This window comes from Shinella sp. OV683, from assembly GCF_057787725.1.
This window is the reverse complement of record NZ_CM173543.1, coordinates 2,986,727-3,005,929: the sequence shown is the minus strand read 5'-3', so window position 1 is coordinate 3,005,929 and position 19,203 is coordinate 2,986,727. Positions and strand designations below refer to the sequence as shown.

The 19,203-nt window shown below is 59.2% G+C and carries 18 protein-coding genes and 1 tRNA gene; 14 read left to right on the top strand and 5 right to left on the bottom strand.

The window, feature by feature from the left end:
• Nucleotides 1-80: 80 nt before the first annotated feature.
• Complete coding sequence (locus ACXHRN_RS14375; RefSeq protein WP_488636995.1) at nucleotides 81-2,216, top strand: sodium-translocating pyrophosphatase; 2,136 nt, start codon at nucleotides 81-83, stop codon at nucleotides 2,214-2,216.
• A 77-nt stretch (nucleotides 2,217-2,293) separates the two neighbouring features.
• Here the strand turns inward: ACXHRN_RS14375 and ACXHRN_RS14370 are convergent, their stop codons facing one another.
• The gene (locus tag ACXHRN_RS14370; RefSeq protein WP_488641908.1) at nucleotides 2,294-2,734 is read right to left on the bottom strand and encodes an outer membrane protein assembly factor BamE; all 441 of its coding nucleotides are present in this window, start codon (nucleotides 2,732-2,734) and stop codon (nucleotides 2,294-2,296) included.
• Nucleotides 2,735-2,998: 264 nt separating this feature from the next.
• On the opposite strand from ACXHRN_RS14370, the gene ACXHRN_RS14365 reads away from it, so the two are divergent.
• From ACXHRN_RS14365 to ACXHRN_RS14315, 11 genes are all read left to right on the top strand, one after another.
• On the top strand, nucleotides 2,999-3,550 hold the full coding sequence (locus ACXHRN_RS14365; protein WP_488641907.1) for a ubiquinol-cytochrome C chaperone family protein: 552 nt from the start codon (nucleotides 2,999-3,001) through the stop codon (nucleotides 3,548-3,550).
• The gene (locus ACXHRN_RS14360) at nucleotides 3,547-4,107 is read left to right on the top strand and encodes a YceD family protein (RefSeq protein WP_488636994.1); all 561 of its coding nucleotides are present in this window, start codon (nucleotides 3,547-3,549) and stop codon (nucleotides 4,105-4,107) included. The genes ACXHRN_RS14365 and ACXHRN_RS14360 overlap by 4 nt, the downstream gene beginning before the upstream one ends.
• Before the next feature lie 88 nt (nucleotides 4,108-4,195).
• Nucleotides 4,196-5,260, top strand: coding sequence for a phosphate acyltransferase PlsX (gene plsX / locus ACXHRN_RS14355; protein WP_488636993.1), 1,065 nt, complete (start codon nucleotides 4,196-4,198; stop codon nucleotides 5,258-5,260).
• Between the two features lies 1 nt (nucleotide 5,261).
• Nucleotides 5,262-6,233, top strand: coding sequence for a beta-ketoacyl-ACP synthase III (locus ACXHRN_RS14350; protein WP_488636992.1), 972 nt, complete (start codon nucleotides 5,262-5,264; stop codon nucleotides 6,231-6,233).
• Nucleotides 6,234-6,344: 111 nt separating this feature from the next.
• Nucleotides 6,345-6,668 carry an integration host factor subunit alpha gene (locus ACXHRN_RS14345; RefSeq protein WP_488636991.1) on the top strand — a complete coding sequence of 108 codons (324 nt, stop codon included), beginning with the start codon at nucleotides 6,345-6,347 and terminating at the stop codon, nucleotides 6,666-6,668.
• Nucleotides 6,669-6,783: 115 nt separating this feature from the next.
• Nucleotides 6,784-7,326, top strand: coding sequence for a MerR family transcriptional regulator (locus ACXHRN_RS14340; RefSeq protein WP_488636990.1), 543 nt, complete (start codon nucleotides 6,784-6,786; stop codon nucleotides 7,324-7,326).
• 588 nt (nucleotides 7,327-7,914) lie between these two features.
• Nucleotides 7,915-8,346: a hypothetical protein gene (locus ACXHRN_RS14335; RefSeq protein ID WP_488636989.1), complete on the top strand. Its 432-nt coding sequence runs from the start codon at nucleotides 7,915-7,917 to the stop codon at nucleotides 8,344-8,346.
• Nucleotides 8,347-8,930: 584 nt separating this feature from the next.
• Complete coding sequence (locus tag ACXHRN_RS14330) at nucleotides 8,931-9,254, top strand: hypothetical protein (RefSeq protein WP_488636988.1); 324 nt, start codon at nucleotides 8,931-8,933, stop codon at nucleotides 9,252-9,254.
• 37 nt (nucleotides 9,255-9,291) lie between these two features.
• A complete protein-coding gene (locus ACXHRN_RS14325; RefSeq protein ID WP_488636987.1) occupies nucleotides 9,292-11,610 on the top strand; it encodes a hypothetical protein in 2,319 nt (772 codons plus the stop codon).
• A gap of 50 nt (nucleotides 11,611-11,660) precedes the next feature.
• The gene (locus ACXHRN_RS14320) at nucleotides 11,661-12,278 is read left to right on the top strand and encodes a glycoside hydrolase family 19 protein (protein ID WP_488636986.1); all 618 of its coding nucleotides are present in this window, start codon (nucleotides 11,661-11,663) and stop codon (nucleotides 12,276-12,278) included.
• A 127-nt stretch (nucleotides 12,279-12,405) separates the two neighbouring features.
• A tRNA-Pro gene (locus ACXHRN_RS14315) sits at nucleotides 12,406-12,482 on the top strand.
• Nucleotides 12,483-12,490: 8 nt separating this feature from the next.
• On the opposite strand, the gene ACXHRN_RS14310 is transcribed toward ACXHRN_RS14315, so the two are convergent.
• On the bottom strand, nucleotides 12,491-13,390 hold the full coding sequence (locus ACXHRN_RS14310) for a LysR substrate-binding domain-containing protein (protein ID WP_488636985.1): 900 nt from the start codon (nucleotides 13,388-13,390) through the stop codon (nucleotides 12,491-12,493).
• A gap of 94 nt (nucleotides 13,391-13,484) precedes the next feature.
• Here ACXHRN_RS14310 and tmpA point away from each other — a divergent pair, with 94 nt between their 5' ends.
• Both tmpA and tmpB read left to right on the top strand, forming a co-directional pair.
• The gene (gene tmpA / locus ACXHRN_RS14305) at nucleotides 13,485-14,642 is read left to right on the top strand and encodes a 2-trimethylaminoethylphosphonate dioxygenase (RefSeq protein WP_488636984.1); all 1,158 of its coding nucleotides are present in this window, start codon (nucleotides 13,485-13,487) and stop codon (nucleotides 14,640-14,642) included.
• Complete coding sequence (gene tmpB / locus ACXHRN_RS14300; protein ID WP_488636983.1) at nucleotides 14,639-15,226, top strand: (R)-1-hydroxy-2-trimethylaminoethylphosphonate oxygenase; 588 nt, start codon at nucleotides 14,639-14,641, stop codon at nucleotides 15,224-15,226. The genes tmpA and tmpB overlap by 4 nt, the downstream gene beginning before the upstream one ends.
• On the opposite strand, the gene ACXHRN_RS14295 is transcribed toward tmpB, so the two are convergent.
• From ACXHRN_RS14295 to ACXHRN_RS14285, 3 genes are read right to left on the bottom strand one after another with little or no spacing between them, the layout of a single operon-like run.
• Nucleotides 15,223-16,377, bottom strand: coding sequence for a glycosyltransferase family 4 protein (locus ACXHRN_RS14295; protein ID WP_488636982.1), 1,155 nt, complete (start codon nucleotides 16,375-16,377; stop codon nucleotides 15,223-15,225). The genes tmpB and ACXHRN_RS14295 overlap by 4 nt on opposite strands.
• Nucleotides 16,374-17,624 carry an O-antigen ligase family protein gene (locus ACXHRN_RS14290; protein ID WP_488636981.1) on the bottom strand — a complete coding sequence of 417 codons (1,251 nt, stop codon included), beginning with the start codon at nucleotides 17,622-17,624 and terminating at the stop codon, nucleotides 16,374-16,376. Before ACXHRN_RS14290 ends, ACXHRN_RS14295 begins: the two co-directional genes overlap by 4 nt.
• Nucleotides 17,621-19,180, bottom strand: coding sequence for an undecaprenyl-phosphate glucose phosphotransferase (locus tag ACXHRN_RS14285; RefSeq protein WP_488636980.1), 1,560 nt, complete (start codon nucleotides 19,178-19,180; stop codon nucleotides 17,621-17,623). Before ACXHRN_RS14285 ends, ACXHRN_RS14290 begins: the two co-directional genes overlap by 4 nt.
• Nucleotides 19,181-19,203: the final 23 nt, after the last annotated feature.

Sequence of the window (19,203 nt, the reverse complement as noted above, 5' to 3'; positions counted from 1 at the left end):
ATCTGACAAGGGGAGTCGTCGGGTGGTTCGTGACAAACCGACAGGTGGCTCACCTGCGGTCAAATTGGAGGAATTTGGGAATGAGCATAATGTTTGGCGTCATAGTGTGCGGACTGTTGTCTGTCGCCTATGCGATCTGGGCGACGCAATCGGTCCTCGCGGCCGAGCAGGGCAACGCCCGCATGAAGGAAATTGCAGGCTATATTCGCGAAGGGGCACAGGCCTATCTAATGCGCCAATACACCACGATCGGCATTGTCGGTGTGGTGGTTTTCATTCTGGCATTCTTTCTGCTGTCGGCCGCTGCAGCCATCGGCTTCCTGATCGGCGCGGTGCTTTCAGGGGCGGCGGGCTTCATCGGCATGCATGTCTCGGTTCGCGCCAATGTGCGCACGGCGCAGGCGGCGTCGAAGAGCCTTGCTGCTGCCCTCGATATCGCCTTCAAGTCGGGTGCGATCACCGGCATGCTGGTGGCCGGCCTAGCACTGCTGGGCGTGTCTGTCTATTACTGGATCCTGACCGATGTGATGGGCATGGAACGCGGTGGCCGTGACGTCATCGACGCCCTCATCGCCCTCGGGTTTGGCGCTTCGCTGATTTCCATCTTCGCCCGTCTCGGTGGCGGTATCTTCACCAAGGGTGCGGATGTCGGCGGCGATCTCGTCGGCAAGGTCGAAGCCGGCATTCCCGAAGATGACCCACGCAACCCGGCAACTATCGCTGACAACGTTGGCGACAATGTCGGCGATTGCGCCGGCATGGCGGCCGATCTTTTCGAAACCTATGCCGTGACCGTGGTCGCGACCATGGTGCTTGCAGCGATCTTCTTCGCCGGCACGCCAGTGCTCGAAAGTGCGATGCTCTATCCGCTGGCGATCTGCGGCGGCTCGATCCTGACGTCGATCATCGGCACCTTTTTCGTCAAACTCGGCTCGTCCAACAACATCATGGGCGCACTCTACAAGGGACTGATCGTCACTGGCGTGCTGTCGATCGGCGCGGTTGCAGCGGCTACGTCGCTGACCATCGGCTGGGGCCCGATCGGCAAGGAAGGCGCGACCATCTCCGGCACGCACCTCTTCCTCTGCGCGGTCGTCGGCCTGATCGTTACCGCCCTGATCGTGGTGATCACCGAATACTATACCGGCACCAACAAGCGCCCGGTGAACTCCATCGCCCAGGCTTCCGTTACGGGACACGGTACCAACGTCATCCAGGGTCTGGCGGTTTCCCTTGAGTCAACTGCGCTGCCGGCGATCGTCATCATTGCCGGCATTATCGCCACCTATCAGCTTGCAGGCCTGTTCGGCACAGGCATCGCCGTCACCGCCATGCTCGGCATTGCCGGCATGATCGTGGCGCTCGACGCCTTCGGCCCGGTCACCGACAATGCCGGTGGCATTGCCGAAATGTCGCATCTGCCGCCTGAAGTGCGCAAGGTTACCGATGCGCTCGATGCGGTCGGCAACACCACCAAGGCCGTCACCAAGGGCTATGCGATCGGTTCGGCCGGCCTCGGCGCGCTGGTGCTGTTCGCCGCCTATTCGAATGACCTGCAATATTTCGCCGCCAACGGCGCGCAGTATCCGTATTTTGCCGACGTCGGAACGATCTCGTTCGATCTTTCCAATCCCTATGTGGTCGCCGGCCTGATCTTCGGCGGTCTGATCCCCTACCTTTTCGGTGGTATCGCCATGACGGCCGTGGGTCGTGCGGCGGGCTCGATCGTCGAGGAAGTCCGCCGTCAGTTCAAGGAAAAGCCGGGCATCATGGCGGGCACTGAAAAGCCCGATTATGGCCGCGCGGTCGATCTGCTGACCAAGGCGGCGATCCGGGAAATGATCGTTCCGTCGCTCTTGCCGGTGCTGGCGCCGCTCGTCGTCTATTTCGGCGTGCTGCTGATCTCGGGCTCCAAGGCCTCGGCATTCGCGGCCCTCGGTGCATCGCTGCTCGGCGTCATCGTCAACGGCCTCTTTGTTGCCGTCTCCATGACCTCCGGCGGCGGCGCATGGGACAATGCCAAGAAGAGCTTCGAGGACGGCTTTGTCGATAAGGACGGCGTCAAGCATCTCAAGGGTTCGGAAGCTCACAAGGCCTCCGTCACCGGCGACACCGTCGGCGACCCTTACAAGGATACAGCTGGTCCCGCGGTCAATCCGGCGATCAAGATCACCAACATCGTGGCCTTGCTGCTGCTGGCTGTGTTGGCTGGATAAAAGCCAATAGATCGACAAAGAGAAAGCCGCGTCTGATGCACCAGACGCGGCTTTTTCTATTAACAGACAACCAGCGCTTAAGGCTTGTTCTGGTTGGTGTTCAGGAGCTGCTGTGCAGCGGCTGCAGGATTGAGGCCGCCCTTCAGCAGGCGCATCAGGAAGGTCATTTCGACGCCACCTGTCGGGGTCGTGCGCGAGATCATGTCGAAGACGCGGCCATCCTTGATCGAGTAATGCGCCAGGCGATCGACTTCGCCATCCTTGTTGAAATACACGGCGAGGATGCTCTGTTCGACAAGCGAGGGCTTCATGAAAGCCACTGCGCGAGTCCGCTTTTGCGAGATGTAATAGAACACTTCGGCGTCGAAAGTCGCCGTTGCCGAGGGCGAACCCAGCGAAAGCATAACCTGCTCGCGGCTCGATCCGACGGGGACCAGCGCGAGCGTCTGCTCGTCCACCACATAACCGTTCTGGATGACTTCGCTGGTCGCGCATCCGGAGAGAGTTGAAGTCGCCATCGCCACGGCGAGGATAATGCTATGCGCACGCCTGATGCGGGGCACCTGTAACTCTATTCTCAACGATATCTCCCAAGCTTATGGCCTGCTGGACCACCACCCGCTGACATGCGCACCGGACATTCTCGCAAATTGCCGGAGCGAACCCCAAATGCGCCAATGCCATTGCAATTCATGCCTGCTTCGGTAAACCAGCTTGCTACAGGATGCAACACAGCGGTCGGCCTCGCTGCCACTTTCACAAAGGCAAATCAGGGCAATTTGATGATATTTGGACTCTTCCGGAAAAATAACGTCAAAAAGGTGGTGATTGAGCATCAATATCAGCTGCTGACCGCTGCCGCCCGTCAGCCGGTGCTCTATAAGAATGCCAATGTGCCCGATACAGTGATGGGCCGTTTCGAAATGCTGTCGACGGTTTTGATTCTCTATTTTCACCGCACAGGCAGCTCTACTGACGCAACCAGAGCGCTTGCTCAGGAGATTGTCGACGCATTTTTCGAGGACCTCGACCATTCGCTTCGCGAACTCGGCATCGGCGATCAAGGCGTACCCAAGCGAATGAAAAAACTGGCTTCCATGTTTTACGGTCGGGTCGATTCCTATGGAAAAGCGCTTGATTCCGCCGATAGAAATGCGCTGGAAGCGGCATTGAAGCGAAATTTTCACCCGGAAAATGCCGATCCAAACCTATCTATGGCGCAACTGGCAGATTATATGTTAGAGGCCGACCTGGCGCTCAAGGCACTATCTGACGATGTGCTGGAGCGCGGCGAGGCAATATTGCCTGCAATGCCGGAAGGAGAGGAGCGATGAATCGCTTGCCGGAGGACAGGCCGCCCTTCACCTACATGGTGAAGGTGGGGCATATCTCACACAATCCAGTGGAGGTTCATCTCGAAGCTGATGATCGCGAGCGGGCAGCACTTGCCAAGCTCTGGAAGGTCGTGAGCGTCGATGCACTGTCCGCGGACCTGAAAATTCGACGCTGGAAGAAGGATGGCGTCAGGATTTTTGGCGAAATCGCTGGGCGCGTCACGCAGAATTGTGTCGTCACGCTCGAGCCGCTGGAAAACGAGATATCAGAGGAGATCGACCAGATCTTCGTGCCGGAGGGTTCTGCGCTCGCCCGCGTTCCGGCAAACGACCACGGTGAGATGATCATCGACCCCGATGGTCCCGACCTGCCGGAGACCTTCGTCGGCGATGCCATCGATGTCGGTGCAGTGGTCGCCGAATTCGCAGCGATGGGCATCGATCCCTATCCGCGCAAGCCGGGTGTTGCCTTTTCAGCCCATATCGAACAGCCCGCCGAGGAAGACCGGAAGCCTTCGCCCTTCGCCGTGCTGAAAAATTTGAAGGTCGAAAATTAAACGGCACTCCGCCATAAATTTGATGAATGAGGGCGTCACAGCCCTATTTTCGCCGGGATTGCCCGGAGCAAGTAAGGATCAGGATAGCGTGATCAGGATTTCCATTGATGCAATGGGTGGTGACTTCGGGCCGGAAGTGACCCTGGATGGTGCCGCAAGGGCGCTCGAGCGCCAGCCCGACATACAGTTCATCATCTTTGGACAGGAAGCCGAGTGCTTCCCCATCCTGGCTAAGTACCCCAAGCTCAAGGCCAAGTCGGTCTTCCATCATTGTGAAGTCGCCATCCGCATGGACGAGAAGCCGAGCCAGGCGCTGCGTCGTGGCCGCTACTCCTCCTCGATGTGGAAGGCGATCGAAGCCGTCAAGCTCGGTGAATCCGACGTGGCCATCTCGGCCGGCAACACCGGCGCGTTGATGGCGATGTCGAAATTCTGTCTGCGCACGATGGCCAATGTCGAACGTCCCGCCATTGCCGGCATCTGGCCGACATTGCGCGGCGAGAGCATCGTGCTCGATGTCGGCGCGACGATCGGTGCCGATTCCCAGCAGCTTCTCGATTATGCCATCATGGGAGGCGCAATGGCGCGCGCGCTGTTTGCCATCCGTCGCCCGACCGTCGGCCTTCTGAATGTCGGCGTCGAGGAGATCAAGGGTCAGGAAGAAGTCAAGGAAGCCGGACGCCTGCTGCGCGAGGCCAATCTCGACACGATCGAGTATTCCGGCTTCGTCGAAGGCGATGATATCGGCAAGGGCACTGTCGACGTCGTGGTGACCGAAGGCTTTACTGGCAATATCGCATTGAAGGCCGCCGAGGGCACGGCCCGCCAGATCGCCGATTTCCTCCGCGCGTCGATTTCACGGACCTGGATGGCAAAACTCGGCTATCTGCTGGCCAAGAGTGCCTTTGACCGGGTGCGCGAAAAGATGGATCCGCGCAAGGTCAATGGTGGCGTATTTCTCGGTTTGAATGGTATTGTCATAAAAAGTCATGGCGGAACCGATGGTGAGGGCTATGCGGCGGCTATCAAGGTCGGCTATGAGATGGTCCGAAATGGTCTGTTCGAGAAAATTGAAGCCGACCTGAGAAAATTTCATGCACTGCGTGTCCCTCCCGTGGACCCGCAGGAGGAAACGGCGACAGGAATACTATAAAATGATCCGTTCTATCGTTCGCGGCTTTGGCTCATCCTTGCCGAAGCGCGCCGTTTCCAATCAGGAAATGGAATCGCTGGTGGACACCACCGACGAATGGATTGTGCAGAGGACGGGCATCCGCCAGCGCTACATTGCCGGCGAAGGCGAGACGACTGCGTCGCTCGGTGAAGCCGCGGCTCGCGCGGCGCTCGATAATGCCGGCCTAGTTCCCGCTGACATCGATCTCATCGTGCTCGCGACCTCCACGCCGGACAACACCTTTCCTGCCACTGCCGTCGATATCCAGCGCCGTCTCGGGATCACCCATGGTGCGGCCTTCGACCTGCAGGCCGTCTGCACCGGCTTCGTCTATGCATTGGCAACCGCCGACCTCTATATCCGCGGCGGCATGGCCAAGCGTGCGCTGGTGATCGGCGCCGAGACCTTTTCGCGTATTCTCGACTGGAACGACCGGACGACCTGCGTGCTGTTCGGCGATGGCGCCGGCGCCGTCGTGCTCGAAGCAGGCGAAGGCGAGGGCACGGTTGCCGATCGTGGCATCATCACCGCGCATCTCCGCTCCGATGGCTCGCACAAGGAAAAGCTGTTCGTCGACGGTGGCCCGTCGAGCACCGGCACTGTCGGCCATCTCCGCATGGAAGGCCGCGAAGTCTTCAAGCATGCCGTCGGCATGATCACCGATGTCGTCTATTCGGCATTCGATGCGGCCGCGATCACCATCGACGATCTCGACTGGCTGGTGCCGCATCAGGCCAATATCCGCATCATCGAGGGTTCCGCAAAGAAGCTCTCGATTCCGATGGAAAGGGTCGTGGTCACCGTCGACCAGCACGGCAACACATCAGCCGCCTCCATTCCTCTAGCACTCTCGGTTGCGGCGGGCGATGGGCGCATCAAGCGGGGCGATCTCATCCTGCTTGAGGCAATGGGCGGTGGCTTCACCTGGGGATCGGTGCTACTCCGCTGGTAATGCTTGCAAAAAAGGTTGGGCCTGCCGCAATCTCGGCGCTTGACCGCAAGAGGTAACAACAATACTCTTTCGCGCATTGTCCTGAGATCATACAAATAAAAGCGGGGGATCATGAGCGGCAAAACTGTCACGAGAGCGGATTTGGCTGAGTCGGTTTTTCGCAAGGTAGGCCTTTCACGAACCGAATCCGCGCAGCTTGTCGAAACCGTCATCGACGAGATCTGCAATGCCATCGTGCGCGGCGAGAGCGTCAAGCTTTCTTCCTTCGCCACGTTTCAGGTCCGCGCCAAGAACGAGCGGATCGGCCGTAATCCGAAAACCGGCGAAGAAGTGCCGATTTCTCCACGCCGGGTTATGACTTTCAAGGCTTCGAACGTGCTCAAGAGCCGCATTCTCAAGAGCCACCTGACCCGCAAGGCCAAGGCCAAGGCCTGACACGACCAAGCCGCGCGCGACACGTTGCGGCGACAAAGCAGTTTGATGAATCTCCTCGTGCTCGATTTGCCGGGCACTTGACTGACCGCCCCTTACTTCCGGAGTGCATCGGATCATGGAAAAAAGCCCGGACGCATTCCGCACCATCAGCGAGGTCGCCGACGACCTCGACCTGCCGCAGCATGTGCTGCGCTTCTGGGAAACCCGCTTTCCGCAAATCAAGCCTTTGAAGCGCGGCGGCGGACGCCGCTACTATCGCCCCGATGATGTCGAGCTGCTCAAAGGCATCCGGCATCTCCTCTATGATCACGGCTATACGATCAAGGGCGTCCAGAAGCTGCTGAAGAACAATGGCAACAAGTTCGTTGCCGCTGCCGCCTCCGGAGACCTTGCGACCATGGAGGCGCTTGCCGCCCAGAGCGAGGAGGAAGACGCACCGGCACCTCAGCAGAAGGTGGTCAATGTCGCCTCGCTCGACGAGGACCAGATCGTCGGCCGCGCCAAGACGCCATCGAGCCGCCGCTTTTTCGGCCTGCTGGGTGGCGAAGAACAGGAATTGACGGCCGGCGGCCAGATCGGCAAGGAGGATCGCGCCCTGTTGCAGGAAGCCCTGTTCGACCTGCTCGAATGCAAGCGCCTGCTGGATCAGGTTCGCTAACCTCGGCCTCGATCATTTGCGGCGCGCAGCTTGCGGTAACGTCGATTTTCCGGTGTTTGCTATCCTGATTTTCCTGTCGACTGCTGACACGAACGCGCATGCCGGTGGCATAGCATCTCCCGACATCAGATAGCGTCCACCACCCTGGTTGTGACGTCGCATAGCCAATGCGGAAGGGATTCACGCAATCGTGCCCAGGTGCCGGCGGAAGTGACTTTCCAATCGGAACCATCAGGAGCATTATTCGTTTCGCATCGGACGATCGAGGAGACAGCCAATGCAAAATTTTGGAGGAGAGACCAGCCGTAGCCCGTTTAGCGAGCGCGACTGCTGGCCGATCACTGGACCGATCTACGGGTTCCTCGACGAAGATGATGTCCCGAGCCGTTCCAAGCGGCGTTTTTGGCAGAGATGGCTTATGCCGGAGGTCGATTGCGAGGATAAGGTCAAGGCGGGTCCGATATCGCCCATACATTATTGAACGCTCAGCATAATCTGATGCCACAGGAGATGGCCAAGTATTCCAATTGACAAGTAAATTGGTCGGTCTGATAGTGCGATTGCCGATTGATCATTGAGGAAATCAACATGAACAGACTGGCTATTATCGGTTCGCTGAGCCTTTTCGGCTTGCTGGCCTTTGCACCCAACTCCATGGCGCTGACCATGAAGGAGTGCAGTGCTAAATATAAGGCCGCCCAGGCGGATGGCTCCGCCAAGAGCATGAAGTGGAACGACTTCAGGAAGGCGCAATGCGGCTCGGATGCGACCGCGGAACCGGAAGTGTCTCTCGACAGCGGCGATGAGCCGGACAAGCCGACGATGAAGGCGCCGTCCGGGGTAAAGTTCCCCACGGCAATCTCCGCGAAATATGCCAGCGAGACGGCAGGCAAGGGCAGAATGCACACTTGTGTTGATGCCTACCATGTCAACAAGGATGCGGGCACGCTCAATGGTCTGAAATGGATCCAGAAAGGTGGCGGCTATTACAGCCTCTGCAATGCCAGGCTGAAGAAATGATTTGAAAATGACGAAGCCCTGCCCATGAGGCAGGGCTTCTTTTTTACCGCGGTCTTTTCTACCGCCTGTGCCGGTATAGAAAGGCACTTTCAGGCATGTATATTTCAGATGTGCCCAAACTCTGGAAACTATCCAGAGTTGGAACAGCTTGCGTGCATCTGTTTCTTGACAAAATCCAAAACAAATACTACAAGTAGCGGCTTACTCATTCCGAATTCTATTGGACGTATTATGCCTCGACGCGGTTGCAATTGCATCCGCGACCGTGATGCCTGTGCAATAAGAAACTATCGGAGGCGGTCGTGCGCCACGTAATGCGTCATCAAAGTAATGCATCGTCCTTGTCGTGGGTCGCGCGCTCGTTCGCGTTGATCCTTGCAGTCTCGTCGCTATCCCCGATGGATGAAGGCTTTCAAGGCATGCCGAAGACAGCATCGAGTGAATTGGCGCAGGCGCTGGGTTCGCATTGTGCGACCCCGGTCGGTGTCTGCCAGATCGCGCCTCAACCGATCGGCAGTCCATGTGCCTGTGGCCAATATTGGGGAACAACCGTCTTCTGAGAACAGCTCTCGTGGAGAACGATCATGGCACGCAGAAGCAAAGTCCAGAGTAGCGTGCATGCAATTCCGCACGTCGCCGTCGCGACGCTGCTGTTGGCATGCGCACATCCAATGATTGCATCCGCGCAAATTGATACTTCGGATGCAACCCTATATGCGGCGGATGCTGCCGACAGTGCGCAAGGCACAAGGCAGGTTTCCAAGCCGACGATAACATTTCTTCCCTCTTCAAAACCGGATTCCAGCTGCGGATCGGGCAAGCGAGCGACACTTGTCAAATTCAGCGACGGCGAGAAGGTTGGCGAGACCGAGAAGAATTGCATTCCCAAGGCCACTGGTAACGATTGACGTGACATGACTTCACGGCGAGGGGCAAAGTGCGGTGATGACGAAACGCGAAGACGATCGCGCACTTGCGCCGGCAGACAGCGAAAGCGACGACAGCAGCGGGTCGTTCCACTTCGGAATAGCCTATCCGGTCGTCATCACTATCGCGTTCATCGCATTGCTCGCGGCGCTGTTCTTCACCGACATGCGACCGCTGAAGATCTTCGCATGGTTGCGGGGTCCGACCGGCGCAATCTATGTCAGCAGCCCCGGCGTCTATACGCGCGAGCGGCTAGTGAACGACCGCAACGGGCAGGACTATTGGCTGCGCAAACAGCTTGCGTCGATCGATGGCGAGCCGGCATTCTCCGCCGTGAGCAGTACCAAGTCCTCACTCTCCAACATCGCTGCGTCCCAAGAGGACGAAAAGCACGATGAAAAGCCTGCCAATCCCGTCGGCGAACCGATTGCCGGTATCCCCGGCGTCGTCATTCCCGATGCGGGCGCCCAGGCGCAGGTGCAGGCGGCGAAAGAGGCGGAGCAGGCCGCTGCAAAGCCGGTGGATGCGGACGTTCCGGAAAAGGTCGTTCCGAAATTATCCCTCTCCAACCGCTATCGCCTGCAATCTGCCGAGCGCGACCTCATTCGCCAGGATATTCTCGAGAACCTTCTCGACGACCGCCACGATCTGACGGGCAACTCGATTTACGGCCTGAAGTTCGACACCTCGGTCTATCCGGGGAAATACACCGACGGCAGGGCCTACGTACGTGTCTCGATCTCGGCCTATTTGTCCGATCTGGTTGGCGAAGAGAAGGACACGGGTCCCGCATCGCCGAGCCTACCCTATCATCTTCGCAAGTACTTTGAGAGCAACAATTCCGATCGTGTCAACAATCCGACCGACGCCAGTTATGCCTCGCTGCAGCTCTTTGACAAGTGGGTCAGCAATGTGATGTGGCGTCTGAATTCGCACTTCGTGCAATTGTCTGAGGCGCGCGCCGCCAATCTGGACAGTAAAGATAATTCCGCAGCCGACTCGACCGAGGATGAAAAGCCGCTCTGCCTGAGTAAGGAGGGCTGGACCGACATGCTCGAGACGACGGTCAATACCGTGTTGGCAATGCGCGATGCCAAACTCGAGGCTGCTTACGATGACCCGGAGGCGAAATTTACCAGTGCCCAGGTTATCCTGCCAGAACCTTGGAACAGGTTTCTCTCGGTTCGTGTGAATTATCCGCGATCCAAAGATCCCAGTTGTCAGTTGCGCCCATCGATACTCGCGTCGGGCATCTTCGACACCGTCTACGTCATCGCCAAGAGCAGGCCGAAAGACAAGATACCATCCTATCTTCATCTCGTTGACGAGGTGGACAAGGACGATAACGTATACTTTGCCGCGCCGGATCCAAATGACCCCAAATTCAAGCCGCACTACGACGATATCGGTCGCGTTGTCCGCTATGCCAAGCTTCTTCATAACGAAAATGCCCTGATCAGTTGCGAGCAGTTCGGAATGACGGGAGATAACTGCGACAGCTATCTGTCAATTCCCTCTGGTTACTTCAACTTCATTAAACAGGTCATAAGCCCGGATCTCTACGCCTATTCCCTCTATCCCCGCAGCGAAGCGAATGCGCTGCTGTCGAGCGTCGCCAGCGACATGAATGTCGGTGTTCCGCTCACGGCAGTCGGCAGCGACTCGACGTTGGCGCTGGGCGCCAACTCGTCGCGCGACGAGGCAGTGCTGCAGCCGGTGGCAGTTGGCTTCACCGATGCACGATCGTCCAAGTCGATCGAACTCGGTTGGGTCATCGATGTTGGAGGTCAGGGTAGGCCGTTCCAGAGATCGCAATTTGCGCTGATCTCCGTCCCCGCCTGGACGAGCCAGTTGTCGGTGACAGTCCAGTCGGGTTGGCTGAACGCAAATTCACAGGAAGTCCCGAGTGCGAAATACTCGTACCTGGTTCCCACGCCGCCGGACTATGAAGCTTTCGACGCCTTCATTGGTGGCGACAAATCCATCCGGCGACCGCAGATCATCGACGAGCTTTTCGACACCAACGAGATCAAGCTGACGTCGTGCCGACGCAACACGATCCTTATTCCAGGACTGCGGCTCTGGCGGGGGGCGGTCGTTACGATCGGTTCCGAACAGGCAGACAAGATCACTGTGCTGCCAAATATGCGCGGCGTCGTTGCCGAATTCTCCAATCTGCCGCTTTTCAGTTCCGACAAGGCAAAGCTGCGCGTGTGGACCAGCGAAGGCGTGGATACCGCCAAGAGGGAGATCCGGATACTCAAGCCACCCAGCTGCGGCGACATTGAAACGCCAGTGGAGCAGCAAAACCTTCCAGCAGAGCCGGCGCCCGGATAGAGGCCGTGCCTTTCATGACATGATCGATCATCAAACACCAGGAGGTTGGAATGCCCATTAACCGCAAGTTCTTCTTTCAGTTCGCCAGCCTGAACCTGTTCGATGGAAAATTCACCCAGTCCCAGGTCAATGGCATATCGCTGATCCTCGACGCATGGGAAACAACCATGTCGCAACAGGACGATCGCTGGCTCGGCTATATGCTCGGAACCGCCCATCACGAGACTGGCCGCACGATGCAGCCGGTGCGCGAAACATTCGCCTCGTCCGACGCTGCCGCCGCTGCGATTCTCAACAAGGCCTTCAGGGCTGGACGGTTGCCGTGGGTGAAGTCCGCCTATTGGACACCTGACGCGCAAGGAAGAAGCTGGCTCGGTCGTGGCCTGGTGCAACTCACCCACAAGGCGAATTACGAAGCCATGACCAACCTCATCGGCGTAGACCTCGTGAGTGACCCTACGGCCGCCATGAAACCTGATGTCGCCGTCAAGATCATGATGGTCGGCATGACCAAGGGCGCCTTCACCGGCAAGAAGCTGAGTGATTTCTTTTCGTCAGGCAAAGCTGATTGGCGCAATGCGCGCAAAATCATCAACGGCATCGAGCGCGCCGATCTGGTCGCCAGCTATGCGATGAAGTACTACGCTGCAATCAGCTATACGACGTGAAGGCAATTGCGCGCGCGCTGCGCTTTCGGGTTTCCACGTCGCGGCTTCCATTTTTATCGCGCCGCGCCATTTTTCGCTTGCACCTTCGGGGCCGACTATCTAAGGGAAACGAGCCTTACGGCGAGGTCGGAGTGTAGCGCAGCCTGGTAGCGCACTTGACTGGGGGTCAAGGGGTCGTGGGTTCGAATCCCGCCACTCCGACCATTTTGAAATCACTCAGCCCCCATGGAGTGATTGCGGCTTTCGCCCCTTATCCAATCCAGAAATGCTTCATGCAGCGGCGTCAGAGTCCGGCCGGCGGCATAAGTGATGAAATGGCCGGAATCGGCGCGCAGTTCGACGTCCGAGAGACGCATCAGGCTGCCATCGATCAGCGCTGCGTTGCCGAGAGGTCTGGTCGCCAGCAGCACGCCGGCGCCATGGCGGGCGGCTTCCAGCGCCGTGATGAAACTGTCGAACCGCAGCGGCGGGCGCGAAGGCACCGGCATCGCCGCGGCGGCAAACCAGTTGGGCCATAACTCGCGGGCGCCCGATACGGAGAGCAGAGGCAGCTCCGGCCAGCGCACAGCATCTGCAAGGCCGGCGAGCAGGCCGGGAGCTGCGGCCGGCAGATAGGTTTCCACGGTCAGCCGTTCGCTGCTGCGGCCGGTGAAATCACCGATTCCGAACCGGACATCGAAATCGAAATCGGTCGAGAGATAATCGGCAGGCACATGCATTGTCGAGATGTTCATACGTACGTTAGGAAACCGCACTCTAAAGCTGGCAAGCCGCGGCGCCAGCCACAAGGTCATGAACGACACCGGCCCGAGCAATCGCAAGGTCGTTTCCGCTGACGTGCCGAACAGGTCCTCCGTGCTGCGGGTCAACGAGCGGAACGCCGCCTGCACATGCGGCAGGTAGGTGCCGCCTTCGGCCGTGAGCTCGACGCCGCGCGGCAGTCGCCGGAACAGCGCCACACCGAGTTCGGCCTCCAGCAGCTTGATGTGTTGGCTGATCGCCGCCTGGGTGAGCCCCAGCTCTGCGCCGGCAGCGGTGAAATTCAGCACACGGGCGGCAGCCTCGAAGGACCGGAGCCATAGAACTGAGGGCGATGCTCGTCTTTCTGTCATAACAAAAATCATGCCAAAGATGGAAAATTGATAATTTGCATAATGATTGGCTGGGACGCAAGCTCCTCCCAAATTCCAGATGGGAGAACGCGCAATGGGCTTGGGAAAAATAGACATTCTTGATGACGGCAATGCCGTTGCCATCCATTGGTCGGAGGGCGGCAGCGCTCGCTTCCATGCGCTTTGGCTGCGCGACAATGCGCTGGACGCCAAGACCCGCAGCGCCGGTAACGGCCAGCGACTGATCACCATCCTCGACATTCCGCGCGACACGCGCGTCTCTTCGGCGTCGTTCGACAGCGCTAGCCAGATCCGCCTGACATTTTCGCCCGACGGCTACCAGACCGCGTTTCCGGTGGAATGGCTACGCGCCCGCGTCTATGACCGCAGCCACGGCGCTGAGCGGGGCTGGACGGCACCTGAAATCGAGATCTGGGACCAGCAGTTACAGAATGCCGTGCCCTATGGTTCCTACGCCACGGTCAAGCAGGACAATTCTGCACTTCGTGACTGGCTGTTCGCTGTCCGCCGGTATGGCTTTGCGGTGCTCTCCGATGTGCCGACCACGTCGGGCAGCCTGCTCGATGTCGCCGGCCTGTTCGGTTATGTCAGGGAAACCAATTACGGCAAGTGGTTCGAGGTGCGCGCCGAGGTCAATCCCACAAATCTCGCCTATACCAATCTCGGTCTGCAGGCGCATACCGACAATCCCTATCGCGACCCGGTGCCGACGCTGCAGTTGCTCTCCTGTCTGGAGAATACCGTCGATGGAGGCGAGTCGACGGTGGTCGACGGCTTCATGGTCGCCGAGCGCTTGCGCCGGGAAGATCCCAAGGGCTTCGCGCTGCTCGCTGGCCGTCCTGCGCGGTTTGAATATGCCGGCTCGTCCGGTGTGCGGTTGCGCTCCAAGCGCCCGTTCATCGAACTCGGCCCGGATGGCGAGATGATCGCCATCCGCTTTAATAACCGTTCGGCAGCACCGATCGTCGATGTGCCCTATGACGATATGCCGGCATACTACGCCGCTTATCGCCGCTTCGCCGAAATCCTCGAAGACCCGGCAATGGAGGTGAGCTTCAAGCTGGCACCCGGCGAGCTGTTCATCGTCGACAACACCCGCGTCATGCATGCGCGCAAATCGTTTTCCGGCAGCGGCAATCGCTGGCTCCAGGGCTGCTACGCCGACAAGGACGGCTTGCTGTCGACGCTGGCAGCGCTTGAGGAAACCACTGTCCGGGAGGCTGCCGAATGAGCGCGCCAACTCTCGACCGCACTACGATTGTTCCATTCCTCGCTGATATCTTCGAACGGCGCGGTGCCGAGGAATATCTCGGCGAGCCCGTGACCATGGCCGAGCACATGCTGCAAGGCGCCTGGTTTGCCGAACTTGAAGATGCCAGCGACGAGCTGGTGGCCGCAGCCCTGCTGCACGATGTCGGCCATTTCACCAGCGAGTTCGGCGCCTATTCGCCGGACGACACCCATGACAAGCATCACGACGACGCCGGGGCCGAGGTGTTGGGGGAATTCTTCCCATCTTTGGTTACCGAATGCGTCCGGCTGCATGTGGCCGCCAAGCGCTATCTCTGCGCCACCGATCCCGGCTATTATGCCAAGCTGTCGGTTGCCTCGACCCATAGCCTGCAGCTGCAGGGTGGACCGATGAACGCGTCCGAAATCGCCGAATTCGAAAAGAGCCCGCATTTCCGCGAGGCGGTGCGCGTTCGGCTTTGGGATGATGCCGGCAAGGTTGCGGGCATGGCGACGCGGGATTTCCGCGAATACATGCCTTTGCTGCAACGGGTGGTCGATCGCTACCTGACGGCCGCTGCCTAGCGGACAAGCCGTCTAAAGAGCGCCTCTGTCTTCTCGACCATCTCGTCGAGGGAATAGAGGTGCTTTCTGTCGGCGGCAGTGGTGCGCATCGGCAGCAGCAGCTGCGGATCGATGATCTTCATCATCGCGCTGGCGAGTTCGGACGGATTGTCGGAATTGGCAATCAGCAGGCCGTTCTCGCCGTGAGTGAGCACGGTCGATGCGCCACCGACATCGGCCAGGATCATCGGCAGGCCGGCGGCCGCGGCCTCAAGCATCACATAGGACATCGCCTCGTAGCGGCTCGGCATGACCAGCACGTCGAAAGCCTGCATCGCCTCGGCGCCGGTGATTATGGACGTGAGATGGATCCGATCCTGAACACCCGTCGCAACGATCTGTTTGCGCACCTTCTCTTCATCCGGCCCGCTGCCGATCATCACCAACTCGGCTTCCGGACGATCGCGGGAAATACGGCGGAAAGCCTCGGTCAGTCGTTCCGGCGCTTTCTGCTGGGATAGACGCCCGACGAAACCGAACACGAATGAGGCGGAGTGCACGCCGAGCCGCTTGCGCATTTCCAGGCGGTCACCGCGCGGTGGCGTTGCAACGCCATTGACGATCACCGTTAGCAGATGTTCGGGAATCGCAAGCTGCTCGATCGCGTGCCGCTTCTCGTCTTCCGAAACGCAGATCAGTGCATCGGTGAAGTGGCGGCCGAACAGGCTCTCGATGCCACCGAAGGTTCGCCGCCCGATCTTGCCGAGTTCCGGATCCATTGTGCGGAAGGCATGCGGCGTGTAGACGCGCGGAATCTGCTTGCCGCGTGGCATGTGCAGCCGTGTCAACGCTCCCGCTTTGGAGCTTTGGCCATGAATGACGTCGAATGGCCCGCCCTTGCGGATGATCCTGTTGATCGCCCGCCAGGCCGAGAAATCGGAAGGGGAGGGCGCGCGGGTCATGTTGACCGAATGGACTGCCTTGAGCGGCAGCGCCTTCAACTCGTTGACGAAGCGTTCTTCGGCCCGGAGCGGCGAATAGATCGCGGTGACATTGTGTCCGCGCGCGGCAAGTCCGCCGCAGAGGTCGACGAAATGCCGCCCCGAGCCGCCGCCGCTGGGCTCTAGCACCTGCAATATATTCATCGGTCGATCGGTCACTGCAAACGTCATGCCTGCTCCGTGGCGGGCTGCATTCGCTGCCGCCGGAATTTGTGTTCCAGCGCTGCGCAGCCCCAGACGATGCCGAACAACATGAAATGATGCCGCCAGTGGTCGGTGTCGATGACGTTGCCGATCAGCTCATGGCCGCAAAGCGCGATCCAGCCGATCATCAGATAGGGCTGCCAGGGGCGGTCGCGCATCATGTAGCGCAACCCGAACCAGATAGAGGTCCAGACCAGGCCGATATAGGCGACGAAACCGAGCCAGCCATAGGTGGTCAGCGACTTTAGCCAGATATTGTGCTCATCTTCGGGATAGATTGTCGAAAACACCATCGGCCCGATGCCCAGCGGCTCGCTCATGGCGTTGAGGAAGCCCAGCTGGTGACGCGCAAACCGGCCGAGGCGTTCGCCGTCATAATCCTGCACCAGCTTGGTGCGGCTGGTCAGCAATTCATGGACCTGCGGAATCTGCAACGCGATCACGATCGCCACGACGCAGAAGATGGTGCCGCCCAGCGCGATGATCAGTACCCTCAGCCGGAAGGCACCCGAACGCTCCTTGATCAGCATCAGCAGAACCATCATCGCTGCTGAAAACAGGAACATCGCCCAGGCCGCGCGTGAGAACGACAGCAGCACCCCGAATGCGATGATGCCGAATGCCACCGCCCGCACCGGCAGACCGCTCGCCTTTTCGGTCAGGATGCCATGCAGCAGATAGAGCGATGGCGCGATCAGGAATGGGCCGAAGACGTTGGGGTCCTGGAAGGCGCCCATGGCGCGATCGTAACGTGTAAAGATCTCGGCGCCCGGAAAGGCATGGAAATAGCCGAGAATGCCGAGCATGGCCGTAGTCACGGCAGCGGCGGTCCAGGCATCAAAGATCAGCCTCAGCCGGCGATGGTCCTCATCGATGATCGCGCAGAGAAACACTGCCGAGAGGCACAGGAACAGCGTAACAGCGAGATACATCGGCGCATCGCCGATCTTGGCCATCTGGGTGATCGACAGAAAGCCGCCCGACATGAACACTAGTAGAAAGGCCAGCAGCACGCCGGTGGTGCGCGAAATCTTCAGCCCAAGGATGAACCAGAAACCGATCAGCACCGCCATGTAGATATCGAAGGGCGCAGGCTCGTCGATGACGAAGCCGGACAGGAACACCCCGAACGCGACAAGGCCGGACCCGAGCAGCCTCAGTGCTGCGCGGCCCGGCTTGAACGTCGCGGGGAAGGGGGTGTCGATGGCGGTCAATAGGCGTTGTCCGTATTGAGCAACCGAAAGGGTGTCATGACGAGAATTTTCAGATCGAAAAACAGCGACCAGTTCTCGATATAGTGAAGGTCATAGGCGGTGCGGTACTTGATCTTCTCGTCGCTATCGATCTCGCCACGCCAGCCGTTGATCTGCGCCCAACCGGTGACGCCGGGCTTGACGCGATGGCGGGCAAAATAGCCCTCGACGATATCGGCATAGACGCGGTCGTGGCTCTGGGCGAGCACGGCATGCGGCCGCGGACCGACAAGCGAGAGGTCACCCATCAAGGCGTTGAAAAACTGCGGCAGCTCGTCGATCGAGGACTTGCGCAGGAAGCGGCCGACGGGTGTGACGCGCGGGTCGCCTTTGGTGACCGCCTTGGCAGCGGTCGGATCGCTCTGGTCGGTATACATCGAGCGGAACTTGTAGACGTTGATGATCTCGTTGTTGAAGCCGTGGCGCTTCTGCATGAAAAGGATCGGACCCTTCGAGGTCATCTTCACGGCAATCGCCGCAGCCAGCATCACCGGCCAGAGGCATGCGATCGCGACAAGGCTGAAGAAGATGTCGAAGGCGCGCTTTGCCACCGAATCCCAGTCGGTGATCGGCTTGTCGAACACATCGAGCATCGCCATCTTGCCGACATGCGAATAGGAGCGCGGGCGGAAGCGCAGCTTGCTGGCATGCGCGGCAATGCGGATGTCGACCGGCAGGATCCAGAGCTTGCGCAACAGGTCGAGAATGCGCTTTTCCGCCGTCATCGGCAGGGCGATGATCAGCATGTCGACGCGGGCGAGGCGCACGAATTCCACCAGTTCCGGCACCGTGCCGAGCTTCGGGTAACCGGCAATCAGGTCGGGCGAACGGCGATCGAGGCGATCGTCGAAAACACCAAGGATGCGGATGTCGTTGTCGGGCTGGCTTTCAAGCGAGCGGATCAGTTCCTGGGCGCGCTGGCCACCGCAGACGATCACCGCCCGGCGCTCGAGCACGCCGTTGCGCAGCCAATGCTTGAGGGCAAAACCGAGTGCGAAGCGCTCGATGATGAGAAAGCCGATGCCGGACACGAACCAACCCGCAAACCACAGGCGCGAAAAGGCATCGCCCGATTTCATGAAGAACAGGCTGAGCGCCATGGCGCCGAAGGCCAGCAGCCAGGCGCCGGTGATGCTGCCGATGGCCGAGCGTGGGGCGCGCAGCACCGGGATCTGATAGCAATCGGCGATCTGCAGGAACAACACACTGAGTGCCGAGCCGCAAACGACGATCGGCGCATACCACATTAGCATGTCGCTATCGCCGAGATAGAAGAAGTTGACGCCAAGGCCGATCGCACAAAGGCACAGGAAGTCGAGCAGCCGGAACAGTCCCGTCATCATCGATGGCGAGAACTTCTCCTCGCGGTATTGCTCGGCGATCCGCTTGGCGAAGTCATTGAGCTGGACCGGCTTGTTGGCATCGCTCTTTTCGGATTCGCTCAAGGTGCGAATTTCGGAAACCTGCTTGCGCAGGCGTTCGACATCGAGGTCCTCGTCTTTTTCTGGCTGGATCATCGTTCTCAACTCATTACGGATAT

Coding starts and splice junctions, on each gene's coding strand:
- ACXHRN_RS14335 (WP_488636989.1), top strand. CDS start 7,915: ATGAACAGACTGGCTATTATCGGTTCGCTGAGCCTTTTCGGCTTGCTG.
- ACXHRN_RS14360 (WP_488636994.1), top strand. CDS start 3,547: ATGAATCGCTTGCCGGAGGACAGGCCGCCCTTCACCTACATGGTGAAG.
- ACXHRN_RS14285 (WP_488636980.1), bottom strand. CDS start 19,180: ATGATCCAGCCAGAAAAAGACGAGGACCTCGATGTCGAACGCCTGCGC.
- tmpB (WP_488636983.1), top strand. CDS start 14,639: ATGAGCGCGCCAACTCTCGACCGCACTACGATTGTTCCATTCCTCGCT.
- ACXHRN_RS14340 (WP_488636990.1), top strand. CDS start 6,784: ATGGAAAAAAGCCCGGACGCATTCCGCACCATCAGCGAGGTCGCCGAC.
- ACXHRN_RS14375 (WP_488636995.1), top strand. CDS start 81: ATGAGCATAATGTTTGGCGTCATAGTGTGCGGACTGTTGTCTGTCGCC.
- ACXHRN_RS14330 (WP_488636988.1), top strand. CDS start 8,931: ATGGCACGCAGAAGCAAAGTCCAGAGTAGCGTGCATGCAATTCCGCAC.
- ACXHRN_RS14350 (WP_488636992.1), top strand. CDS start 5,262: ATGATCCGTTCTATCGTTCGCGGCTTTGGCTCATCCTTGCCGAAGCGC.
- tmpA (WP_488636984.1), top strand. CDS start 13,485: ATGGGCTTGGGAAAAATAGACATTCTTGATGACGGCAATGCCGTTGCC.
- ACXHRN_RS14345 (WP_488636991.1), top strand. CDS start 6,345: ATGAGCGGCAAAACTGTCACGAGAGCGGATTTGGCTGAGTCGGTTTTT.
- ACXHRN_RS14370 (WP_488641908.1), bottom strand. CDS start 2,734: ATGGCGACTTCAACTCTCTCCGGATGCGCGACCAGCGAAGTCATCCAG.
- ACXHRN_RS14295 (WP_488636982.1), bottom strand. CDS start 16,377: ATGACGTTTGCAGTGACCGATCGACCGATGAATATATTGCAGGTGCTA.
- ACXHRN_RS14365 (WP_488641907.1), top strand. CDS start 2,999: ATGATATTTGGACTCTTCCGGAAAAATAACGTCAAAAAGGTGGTGATT.
- ACXHRN_RS14325 (WP_488636987.1), top strand. CDS start 9,292: ATGACGAAACGCGAAGACGATCGCGCACTTGCGCCGGCAGACAGCGAA.
- ACXHRN_RS14320 (WP_488636986.1), top strand. CDS start 11,661: ATGCCCATTAACCGCAAGTTCTTCTTTCAGTTCGCCAGCCTGAACCTG.
- ACXHRN_RS14310 (WP_488636985.1), bottom strand. CDS start 13,390: ATGACAGAAAGACGAGCATCGCCCTCAGTTCTATGGCTCCGGTCCTTC.